The organism is Mycobacterium sp. (assembly GCF_035570115.1).
GTDB lineage: Bacteria > Actinomycetota > Actinomycetes > Mycobacteriales > Mycobacteriaceae > Mycobacterium.
The window spans coordinates 1-10,766 of record NZ_DATMLH010000056.1; the positions used below are offsets into that span (position 1 = coordinate 1).

The window sequence follows — 10,766 nt, forward strand, 5'->3', positions numbered from 1 at the left end:
CTCAAGGACTGACCCGTCGACCGCGAACTTCCAGCCGTGATAAAGACAGCGCAGGCCACCATGCTCGTTGCGGCCCAAGGCCAGCGACACACCGCGATGCATGCAGTGCTCGTCGAAAACCCCAACCCGGCCCGCGGTGTCGCGGAACACCACCAAGCCCTCACCGAGCAACGAGGTACGCAGCGGGCGCCCATCGGGTTCCCCGACCTGCGCCGTCGTGCAAATCGGCAGCCAGAATCGCCGCATCATGCGGCCCATCGGAGTCTCTCGACCCACCTGCGTCAGAATCCGATTCTCGTCCTCGGAAAGCACAGCCAGACACGTCCTTCCATCGACGCCACCACGAACCCCAAGGCTGCAGCGCTCGACAACGTTGTTACTTCCATCACAATTGGCGCTTCCATCAAAGTACGCTTCCATGGAATACTGAGTCAAGCCCGGAACGCTGTCAACGCAACCCGGGGCCCCGATTATTCTCGACACCAATCCCTCTGCCACGACAAGGAACGCTATGAACGCCATCGTTGACCAGGCAACCGACCTGGACCGGCTGCACTTCTTCGTCAACAACGAATGGGTTGCGCCGAAAGGCGCGGAAACCCACCGCGCGTTAGAGGCGGCGACCGGCGAGCTGCTCGGCACCGCCGCCCTTGGCTCGGCCGACGACATCGACGGCGCGGTGCGCGCCGCGCGGGAAGCGTTGGACCACGGTCCGTGGGGCCGGACGACGCCGGCCGACCGCGCTGCGGTCATGCATCGATTCGCCGATGCCCTTGTCGCGCGCGGAAGCTTCACGAGCACCTTGGTGAGCCGGGAGAACGGCATGCCGATCGGCTTGTCGAACGCCTTCAACGTCGATGCCCCTGCCGGCCTGCTGCGGATGTATGCCGACATGGCAACCTCGACGGACTTCGAGGAGGTCCGGCCGAGCCCCATGGGTTCGACCATCGTCCGGCGCGAACCGGTCGGCGTGGTGGGCCTGATCACACCGTGGAACTACCCGCAGGCGCTCGCGTTGCTCAACATCGCGCCCGCATTGGCCGCTGGTTGCACCGTGGTGCTCAAGCCCTCCCCCGAGACTGCGCTGGACTCCTATGTCATCGGCGAAGCCGCCAAGGAGGCCGGGCTGCCGCCGGGCGTGCTCAACATCGTGCTCGCCGACCGCGATGCGGGGGCGGCACTGGTTTCGCATCCCGGGGTGGACAAGATCGCGTTCACTGGGTCGACGGCCAGCGGCCGGGTTATCGGTGCCGAGTGCGGTCGGCTGATCCGCCGGATGACCCTCGAGCTGGGCGGTAAGTCGGCGGCGATCCTACTCGACGACTTCGACATCGACACCTTTCTCGGCGGTGTCGGGGCGGCCTGCTTCATGAACAATGCCCAGACGTGCACCGTGCAGTCGCGGATTCTCGCACCGCGGTCCCGGTATGACGAGGTCGTCAGTGCACTGGCCGGCTGGTGCGCCGATCAGACGGTGGGCGACCCGCTCGATCCGTCTGTGACGATCGGTCCGATGGCTAGTGAACGTCAACAGGACAAGGTGCTCGGCTACATCGACATCGCACGGAAGAGTGACGCCCGCCTGGTGTGTGGCGGTGGCCGTCCCGAAGGGCTCGATCGCGGCTGGTTCGTGCAGCCGACAGTGTTCGCCGATGTCAAGAACAGCGACCGGCTCGCCAGGGAAGAGGTCTTCGGTCCGGTGATGGCAGTCATCCCGTTTGACGACGACGACGACGCCGTTCACATCGCCAACGACAGCGATTACGGCCTCAGCGGCTCGGTGTGGACGACCGATGAGTCCAGGGGCATCGACATCGCCCGCCGTATCCGCACCGGCTCCATCGGAATCAATTACTACACCATGGATCTCGGCGCTCCGTTTGGCGGAATGAAGGACAGCGGGCTTGGCCGCGAGCTCGGCCCGGAAGGTCTGAACACCTTTCTGGAGTACAAGTCCATTTACGCTAGCGGCGCGCTGCTGAACGGCTGATAGTGAACCTCTGCACCCGCTGTGTGATCTGCAGAGGGACATCCCACGACGATCCGGTGGCAAATCGTTGCGTGGCTGAGATCGGGTGAACCGATCACGGCGTTGACCCGGGATACGTGCGAGCTGTCCAACGCCGAGGCGGATGGCGCCCCCCAAAGGCCGACGCGCGATCACTGAGGGATTGATCGCGCGCTCGTGGACGATCGTGGCCGGGAACGAGATGCTGGGGTACTTCATCTGTCACGGCCTTCGGTTTCCGAAGGCGTCGCGACTTTCAGACTTCGGAAGGCCGAGGACCTCCTCATGCAACGACGCGCGCTGTGATCGCGAAATCACAACTGCCCGTTTCGAGTTGAAGGGCCGACAGCTCCGCAAACTCGGCCACGTCAGGAGTGTAGCCAGTCTTGTGACAGCCGCCACGAATCGCAGAAGGTGCACTGAATCAGGTGTTCTTCGCGGTCGTCCGATAACGTCGTCCGCGCACTCGCCGGCGATTATCCCAAGCGTGGGAACAGCTTTAGCGCGTTGCCGCGCTCGACGGCGCGTAGTTGTTCGGGAGTGAACCCATCGAAACTGGTGAGATTGGCGATGTTGTGGATGACGGTAGCTTCCGGCGCCGCGGGCCAGTCGGTGCCGAACAAGATGTGATCGGCGGTGGTGACCTCCAACGTGGGTAGCAGCGAGTTGCGGCTGCCGGCCAGCGCGGTCTCGTAGTACAGGCCGCGTAACACGGTGGCGACATGGGTCGGGTCGATATCGGCGTCCTGTGGCCCGCGGCCCATCGTGGTGTGCTCCCCGACCCGCCACGCCAACGTGGGCAGGGCACCACCGCAGTGGGCCAAGATCAGTCGCAGGTTCGGATGCCGTTGGAACAGCCCGGTGTAGAGACCGTTGGTGATGTTACGGGCGGTGTCGAACAGGAACTCCACGATCGAGGACGGACGACCGAACCCCAGCACCTCGACACACGGCGAGTCCACTGGGTGCACGAACACCGGCACCCGCCGACGCTCCAGCTCCGCGAGCACCGGCTCGAGAAACGGATCCCCGAAATAGCGGCCGGCCACGTTCGACGTCAGCAACACACCATCAAGACCCAACTCGTCCAGCGCGTAGGCAATTTCGGCCAAAGCCTCCTCCGGCCCGTCGGCCGGCAAGCTGGCGAAGGCCCCGAACCGTCCGGGATACTTCGCTATCAGCTCGGCATTGCCGTCGTTTATCATCCGGCACATCCGCGTCCCGTACCCCGGATCATCGTCAGACCCCGCGAACGTCATCGGCATCGACACCACCTGCGCGGTGATCTCGTGCCGATCCATATACGTAAGTGCCGCGTCCGGCGACCAACGCACCGGAATCTGGTAACCACCGGTCAGCTTGAAGCCTCGTTCCAGCAGTGCACCGACCACGGCATCGGAGAGCGCGTGGGTGTGGACATCGATGCGTTTACTCATCGGGTGGGCCTCTCATCCGGCGGGGATCCAGTACGGTCCGGAACACCCATCACGGCGGTCAAGCGGGCAGGATTTGAGCGCTGGTCTCCTCGGCCGGGATCTGGTCGCTCCCGTATCGCTGGCGGACTACTGCAGTCGAATGTCGGTCGGCTTGGTGAGGTATCGGGTGTCGATCACGCGGCGCGCAAACTTCCACTCACCCTCGCGACGCTCGTACACGTCGTGGTAAGTCCCACCGGCGAAGCTCACCCGGCCGTCCCAGTCTTCACACACGACGGATACATAGGCCCGGCCGACGGCACGGTCCTTCGACTCGAAGCGGACGGTGTGGTTCGCCGGCGAGTGGTTACTCTGCTTCCAGATCCGTCCAACCGGATCCCGCGAAGCGCGGATCGCCGCGCTCCCACGGTATTGCTGGCCATCCGGCGGGAGAAACTCGGCATCGTCATGCCAGACGCTCATGAAAATCTCGAGATCCGGCGTGTCGGAGCCCTCGCTGTAGCGGGCCATCAGATCGGCGATGGCGAACCTGCTCTCGATCTCGTCGAGACGGTCCTCGGTCGATCGCTGCTGTGAATCAGTCATCTGAACGTCCCCTTTGAACTAGTGGTCAGCCGACGTCTGGCCAACCATGGCTTCCTCGAATTGGCCGTACGCGTAGTCGGTGTCGGTAAACTCCCACACGCTGGCGATTTGACCGTTCACGAACCGGTAGAAGAAGGCGTAGGTGTTGCGGTAAGGCTGGCCGCTGCCTGCCAGAGTCGTGACCAGCTCGACGTGCGCGGCACCGGTCTCGGTGTCGGCGGTGACGTGCTGAATGGTCCAGGTGCGTTCCGGTCCGTAGAGGCGCGTCACAAACGTCGTAAGCAACTCGAGCACCTCCGCGCGTCCCTCGAGGGGGCGTCTAACTAAACCACGCTGCTCTGCCGAGACCGGTGCCCACCAGCGCGCATCGGTAGTGAAATATTCGGCTAGGGCCTCCTTATCCCCTCGTCCGTTGGCTACGAAGAAATTGCGCAGTAGCTGGACATTGTGATGGACGGTCATCGCGCTACCTTCTTTCTATGTTGAGTCGGCTGTGCCCGAATCGAGTTGAGGCAAAGGACGCCGACGTTGGCGACCATTTCCGGACGGCTTGAATCCGCCGAATAGCCATCCTGTGAAATGATTTCCAGCGCCATTTATCCAGACGATGCCCGCCTTCAGCAAACTAGTCGAAATACTATTTTTCACGGTTACTGTTCTGCCGGCTCTTGCTGCAATGCGGCCAGCCGATCGAACGCGTCGCGGACCTGGCGCGCGCGCACCTCAGCGCAGGCGTTGCTGACCGATCGGGTCGCCACGATCGCTGCGTTCGCGTCCACCCCGTCGAGCGCCAGCGCGGCGACCTCATCGGGATCCTGGCCAATGCGGTGCATCTCCTCGCGCACGGCTGGATCACCCTGCTCGGGGCCGCCGAAATCGTCAGGCCGGTTGCGTCGCGCGTTCCAGACTTCGGTGGCCACGTGGCTCGGGCACAACAGCGTGACCCCGATGCTGGCGGGCGCGAGGTCGCGCCGCACACAGTCGGTCAGGCCAAGCAAAGCGGTCTTGGACGTCTGGTAAGCGGTCGCCGCAGGAACGTTCTGGGGCAGTCCGAGGGAGTTCTCCGAGCCGGTGACGAGCACATGTGCTCGTTGCCCCGTGCTCACCCGCAATTTGAGATGGGGAACCGCGGCGCGGATTGCGTGGAACACCCCGAACAGGTTCACCTGCATGATCCAGGAGAACTCCGACACTGTGAGCTCGTCGATGCTTCCTAGGCTGCCGACGCCGGCGTTGGCACACAGCACGTTGATCCCACCGAGCCGCTCAGCGGCCTCGGCGAATGTGGCCTCGACCGACCCGTAGTCGGTGACATCGCAGTATGCGGCGCGGACATCACCACCGTCGGCGCGCAGGCTCGCTGCCGCCTTCTCGGCAACTCCCTTCTCGATGTCGGCCAGCACGACCGCGGCGCCACGCGCCGCAGCCACGCGGCCGAGGGAAAGGCCGATACCTGCCGCGCCCCCGGTGACGACGACGCCGAGGCCGCTCCAGGACGGTGGTTGCCTCGGGCCCGTCACCCGCACACCACCGGCAAGGAAACCAGCTCGTTGATGAACACCGACTCGCCTCGCTTCGGCGCCCCGTCCTGGGTGATCTTGCTGTTCCGGGAAAGTAGCTCCCGCAGGAGGATCTGTACTTCGAGCCGGGCGAGGTGGGCGCCGATACAGAAGTGCGGACCGCCAAGGCCGAAGCTCTGGTGCCGGTTTGGCGTGCGGAATGCGTCGAAGTCGTGTGGGTTCTGGAAGACCTCGGCGTCGCGGTTCGCCGACACATACCACAGCAGCACCATGTCGCCCTTGCGGATAGTCTCGCCGCGCAACTTGATGTCCTTGGTCGCATGCCGGACCATGTGCTGTACGGGCGTGATGTAGCGGAGGAACTCCTCGACGAGCTGACCAATCTGGTTGTTCTCGTGGGCGATGCGAGCCTGCGCCGCGATCTCGGGGTCCTCGAGCAGCAGGCGCCAGCTCTGCGCGATGAGCGTGTGGGTGCCCTGGAACCCGGCGGTCAGCAGGGACATGAACGTCTGCATGAATTCCGAATCGGTGATCTTCATGCCGTCGCGTTCGGCCCTTGCGAGCTCGCCGAGCATGGTGTCGTCGGCGAGGATGTCCTCGCTCGCGTCGCGCAGCTCGCGCGCAAAGTTCATGAGGGCCCCGAGCGCCGCAGTGCACGCGTCGGGATGCGAAAGCTCGAACGACGTGGCGATCCATTCGACGACCTGCGTCCGCTTGTCGTCCGGGACGCCCATCACCGAGCAGATCACCTGTGCGGGCAGTTCCACCGCAACGAGCGGCACCAGGTCGCACTCCCCGCGGCCGTCGAGCCCATCGAGGATGATGCGGACGCGCTCGGTGATCCAGCCCTCGAAACGCGCTACCACCCGGGGGGCGAACGCGGTGCCGATGATCTGACGGAGCTCCCCGTGCCGAGGCTCGTCGTTGAAGATGATGTTGTCGCCCATCATCCGAACTTCCTCGTAGTTGCAGGGGTAGCGCATTCCGAGGGTATTCGTGAACGTCTCCGTATCGCGGGAGGCGGCCGCGACGTCCGCATATCGTGTCAGCGACCAGAATCCTCCGGACGAGGTGCCGATTGACGTCGGTGTCCAATGCACCGGGGCCTCGTTGCGGAGCCGTTCGAACTCCGCGTGGGGAACGGCGTCCTGAAAGTTCTTCGATTCAGACAGATCCACGCTCATGCCCACGCGCACGTCGCTGTTCTCCTTTGCAAAAGGTTTCGTTGCCGATATCGCAGGGCATCAATGGCGCGACGGTGCTTGGGCATCGGCGAACAGCGGCCTCCACGCCTGGGCGCTGCCGATCGTCGTGTCGTTGCGGCCCAAGCAGATCGGCAGCCAGAAGCGCCGCATCAAGCGGCCCACCGGGTCTCTCGACCCACCCCCGTGAGTAGCCGATTCTCGGCCTCGGACAGCACGTCAGACACGTCCTTCCGGTCGGCACCGTCCCGAACCCGGGGGTGTGGCGCTCGACAACATTGTTACTTCCGTCACAGTCATTACTTCCACAAAAGTATACTTCCGCGGAATAGTCGAATCAAGCCTTCCATGGAAGACAGAGGCAAGCCCACCGTCAACGCACCCTTCAGACGATCTCTTCTTGAGCGCTCCGGGAATATGGTTCGAAATCGACTAGCGCTGTCGGCTCAATGAACAGACCAGCGCGGTAGTGGCGCGAGCCTCATGATCACTACACCTCGGCCCGGGAGCGTCGTCGACGCGCAGTTACGCGAGGTCGGGCAAGTGCCGGAGCATGCCACCATCGATGGGGATGGAGATCCCGGTGATGTAGCCCGCGTCGTTGGAGGCGAGGAAAGCCACGGCGTTCGCGACGTCCTCTGGGGCACCGACTCGCGGCACCAGATTGTGGCCGATCAGCTCGGCAATGTGTTCTTCTGACACGCCCGCACGGGCACCTTCGGTCAGGATCACGCCCGGGGAAACGCTGACGGCGCGGATGCCGGCGGAACCGAACTGCGCCGCAGTGTGGCGCACAATGGATTCGATCGCGGCCTTCGAGGCCGCGTACATCGAGTGGAGTCGTTCGCCGATCTCGGACTTCTGCGAGGTCGTAAAGATGATCACGCCTCCCCCGTCGCGGGCCAGCTGGGCCGCGCCGTGCTTAGCGGTCAGGGCGGTGCCGATGACATTGACGGCGAGGATTCGTGCGAAGACGGCTGGGTCGATATCGGCGATACCCGTGTCGTTGAGCATGAACTCGGGCGCGGTTGCCCCGGCGTTGGCGTGAACGACGTCCAGCCGGCCGTACTCCGACACGGCCAATTTGGTCATCGCCTCGACCTGGGACTCGTCGCTGATGTCGACCTTCACGGGGACAGCCCGGCCCCCGGCGGCGACGATCGCGTCAGCGGTGGCTCGTGCGCCTTCGAGGTTCAGGTCAGCGACGACGACCGCCGCGCCGGCGGCCGCCAGAGTAGTCGCGGTAGCGCGCCCAATTCCGGATGCCGAGCCGGTGACGATGGCGACCTTGCCATTGAGATCGACCATGTGAGTAACCTTCTTTCTGAGCCCCAAGCGGCTCGCCAATGTTTTTTGATGCCCACCTGTCTGACCGCTATTGAATTAGTGATCAGCTGACGTCTGACCGGCGGCGACTTCGTCGAATCGGCCATACGAGTAATCGGTGTCGGTAAACTCGCAGAACTCGGCGATTTGACCGTTCACGAACCAGCAAGAGAAGACGTAGGCGTTGCGGAAGGCCCTCGGCTGTGTCGTTCATATTGTCGTCGTGACGACGACGCCGAGGCCGCTCCACGACCGTGCATGCCTCGGACCCGTCACTCGCAGACCACCGGCAGGGAATCCAGCTGGTTGACGAACACGGATACGCCGCGGTTCGGTGTCCCGTTCCGGGTGATCTTGATGTCTCGGGAAAACATCTCCCGCAGCAGGATCTGCACTTCGAGCCGGGCAAGGTTGGCGCCGATGCAGAAGTGTGGACCACCAATGGCCCCGAAGGCCTGGTGGCGGTTGGGCTTGCGGAATGCGTCGAAATGGTGCGGGTTCTCGAAGATCTCTGAGTCGCGGTTCGCCGACGCGTACCACAGCAGCACCATGTCGCCCTTGCGGATGGTCTGGCCGTGCAACTCGATGTCCTTGGTCGCGTGCCGGGCCATGTGCTGTACGGGCGTGATGTAGCGGAGGAACTCGTCGACGAGTTGACGAATCTGGTTGTGCTCGTGGGCGTTGCGGGCCTGCGCCGCGATCTCGGGGTCCTCGAGCAGCAGCCGCAGGCTCTGCGCGATGAGCGTGGCGGTGCTCTCGAACCCGCCGACCAACAGGGTCATGAACATCTGCATGAATTCCGAATCGGTGAACTTCGTGCCGTTGCGTTCGGCCCTGGCGAGCTCGCCGAGCATGGTGTCGTCGGCGAGGATGTCCTCGTTGGCGTCGCGCAGCTCGACTGCAAAGTTCAGCATGGCCTCGGTGGCCGCCCGCGCGACCTCCTGACCGCCATCGGGGCGCAAACGCGCGAACGACTTCTCGATCCACGTGACGACCTGCGTCCGCTTGTCCTCCGGGACACCCATCACCGAGCAGATCACCCGCGCGGGCAGTTCCACCGCAACCAGCGGCACCAGGTCGCACTCGCCGCGGCCGTCGAGCCCATCGAGGATGATGCGGACCTGCTCGGTGATCCAGCCCTCGAAACCCGCTACCACCCGGGCGGCGAACGCGGAGCTGATGTGCGCACGGAGCTCCCCGTGCCGAGGCGGGTCGGCGTAGTTGACGTTGTCGACCATCAGCGGAGGTTCGTCGTAGTTGACGGGGTAACAGATTCCGAGACTGCTCGAGAAGGTCTGCGTATCGCGGGTGGCGGCCGCGACGTCGGCATATCGTGTCAGCGACCAGAATCCACCTGTCGCGGTGCCGAATTGGGTCGGTGTCCAATGCACCGGGGCCTCGTTGCGGAGCCGTTCGAACTCCGCGTGGGGAACTGCATCCTGAAAGCTCTTCGGGTCAGCCAGATCGACGCTCATGTCGTTTTCTCCTTTGCAAATGGCTTCATTGCCGATATCGCAGGATCAATGGTCGCAACCAGCAGGGGGCGTTAGTCCACCGCGACGACGGCGGCACTGCGCATCATCGATTAGGGCGGCGCCCCATCACCTAGGGTGGGACGGCAGCGCAGAGGCGGTCTCATCAGAGGAGCGCAACGGCTGAGGGCTCCGGCAGGAGCGACTGCCAGACATCGCGGGACTCGGGCGCGGCCGGCAGGATGCGCGCCTGGTGGGTTTCGTCGTCGATCTGCGGATGGTCGACGCAGAACTCGACGGCGAATCCGCGGGCCTCGTCCTTCATGTACACCCCGACAGATCCCGAGGGGGCGTGCTTGAGGATGTCGTCGCGGAGCGGGACGTTGTGGCGCATCGCGTTGCTGCGGAAGCGCATCACGTCGTCGAGCGACGCGACCTGGATGCAGAAGTGGTTAAATCCGAACGTCGGCGTGCGTAGCAGCGCAAGCGAATGGTGGTACCGATTACCCGCCCGGTAGAACGCGACACGGTCGCTGATCCGATCGGAGACCTTGAACCCCAGCACTTCCCGGTAGAACCGGGTGACCTCGTCGAAGTTGGGGGTGCCCCACGCCCCGTGCAGAAACGTCTCGATGCCGAGCCCGCTGGGTACCGGGGCGACGCCGCGTTCCACCATGCCGGTGAACAGCTCGATCGGTGCGCCGCCGGGGTCGACGAACCGCAGCCACCGCTCTACCCGCTCGTTCGCGAGATCGCCACCCTCGGTGTACTCGATGCCCCAGTCCTTCAGGTCAGCGCGCACCCCGGCGAGGGCGTCCTCGTCGACAGCTGTGTAGCCAATGCGCTTGACACCCTGCCCGTTGCCTTCCTCTAGCCGCAGCCAGTGGTGGTCGAGCCCGCCGGTCATGAACGCGGTGGAACCGATGACTTCGGTGACATCCAGCCGGACGAAACGCGAGTAGAACTCCACCGCCTCGCGCAGGTTGGCGACGCCGATCGCGAGGTAGCCAAATCCCTGGACAACAGTCACCTGCCACTCCTCTCCTGTTATGCGGTGACCCGCGAGGTTGCAGGGACCTCGGCGACTAGTGGCCGCCACGCCCGGTCGCTGCCGATCGTCGTGTCGTTGACCGACCTGATGGTCGTGTGGTCCTCGCGGTCCACGCCGATCGGGGGCTCCCCGTTCTCGTTGCGGCGTACCGACTCCAGCAGCCGGG

The 10,766-nt window shown here is 64.2% G+C and carries 11 protein-coding genes; 2 read left to right on the forward strand and 9 right to left on the reverse strand.

What is annotated here, in order from left to right:
* Positions 1-312: Rieske 2Fe-2S domain-containing protein (locus VNW74_RS04140; RefSeq protein ID WP_325675337.1), on the reverse strand; the 312-nt coding region annotated here is incomplete at its 3' end.
* Between the two features lie 199 nt (positions 313-511).
* On the opposite strand from VNW74_RS04140, the gene VNW74_RS04145 reads away from it, so the two are divergent.
* The gene (locus VNW74_RS04145) at positions 512-1,990 is read left to right on the forward strand and encodes an aldehyde dehydrogenase (RefSeq protein WP_325675338.1); all 1,479 of its coding nucleotides are present in this window, start codon (positions 512-514) and stop codon (positions 1,988-1,990) included.
* 494 nt (positions 1,991-2,484) lie between these two features.
* On the opposite strand, the gene VNW74_RS04150 is transcribed toward VNW74_RS04145, so the two are convergent.
* The 5 genes from VNW74_RS04150 to VNW74_RS04170 all read right to left on the reverse strand — a co-directional run bounded on the left by VNW74_RS04150 (position 2,485) and on the right by VNW74_RS04170 (position 6,499).
* Positions 2,485-3,444 (reverse strand): amidohydrolase family protein, encoded by a 960-nt coding sequence (locus VNW74_RS04150; protein WP_325675339.1) that lies wholly within the window; start codon positions 3,442-3,444, stop codon positions 2,485-2,487.
* A 126-nt stretch (positions 3,445-3,570) separates the two neighbouring features.
* On the reverse strand, positions 3,571-4,029 hold the full coding sequence (locus tag VNW74_RS04155; RefSeq protein ID WP_325675340.1) for a nuclear transport factor 2 family protein: 459 nt from the start codon (positions 4,027-4,029) through the stop codon (positions 3,571-3,573).
* An 18-nt stretch (positions 4,030-4,047) separates the two neighbouring features.
* Positions 4,048-4,491, reverse strand: coding sequence for a nuclear transport factor 2 family protein (locus VNW74_RS04160; RefSeq protein WP_325675341.1), 444 nt, complete (start codon positions 4,489-4,491; stop codon positions 4,048-4,050).
* A 188-nt stretch (positions 4,492-4,679) separates the two neighbouring features.
* The gene (locus tag VNW74_RS04165; RefSeq protein ID WP_325675342.1) at positions 4,680-5,549 is read right to left on the reverse strand and encodes an SDR family NAD(P)-dependent oxidoreductase; all 870 of its coding nucleotides are present in this window, start codon (positions 5,547-5,549) and stop codon (positions 4,680-4,682) included.
* Positions 5,546-6,499 (reverse strand): cytochrome P450, encoded by a 954-nt coding sequence (locus VNW74_RS04170; protein WP_325675343.1) that lies wholly within the window; start codon positions 6,497-6,499, stop codon positions 5,546-5,548. Before VNW74_RS04170 ends, VNW74_RS04165 begins: the two co-directional genes overlap by 4 nt.
* Positions 6,500-6,731: 232 nt before the next feature.
* On the opposite strand from VNW74_RS04170, the gene VNW74_RS04175 reads away from it, so the two are divergent.
* The gene (locus tag VNW74_RS04175; RefSeq protein WP_325675344.1) at positions 6,732-6,941 is read left to right on the forward strand and encodes a hypothetical protein; all 210 of its coding nucleotides are present in this window, start codon (positions 6,732-6,734) and stop codon (positions 6,939-6,941) included.
* A 335-nt stretch (positions 6,942-7,276) separates the two neighbouring features.
* On the opposite strand, the gene VNW74_RS04180 is transcribed toward VNW74_RS04175, so the two are convergent.
* The 3 genes from VNW74_RS04180 to VNW74_RS04190 form a co-directional block, all read right to left on the reverse strand.
* Positions 7,277-8,059 carry an SDR family NAD(P)-dependent oxidoreductase gene (locus VNW74_RS04180; RefSeq protein WP_325675345.1) on the reverse strand — a complete coding sequence of 261 codons (783 nt, stop codon included), beginning with the start codon at positions 8,057-8,059 and terminating at the stop codon, positions 7,277-7,279.
* 290 nt (positions 8,060-8,349) lie between these two features.
* Entirely contained in the window at positions 8,350-9,552 is a 1,203-nt protein-coding gene (locus tag VNW74_RS04185) for a cytochrome P450 (RefSeq protein WP_325675346.1), read from the reverse strand.
* A gap of 163 nt (positions 9,553-9,715) precedes the next feature.
* Entirely contained in the window at positions 9,716-10,579 is an 864-nt protein-coding gene (locus VNW74_RS04190) for a VOC family protein (protein ID WP_325675347.1), read from the reverse strand.
* Positions 10,580-10,766: the final 187 nt, after the last annotated feature.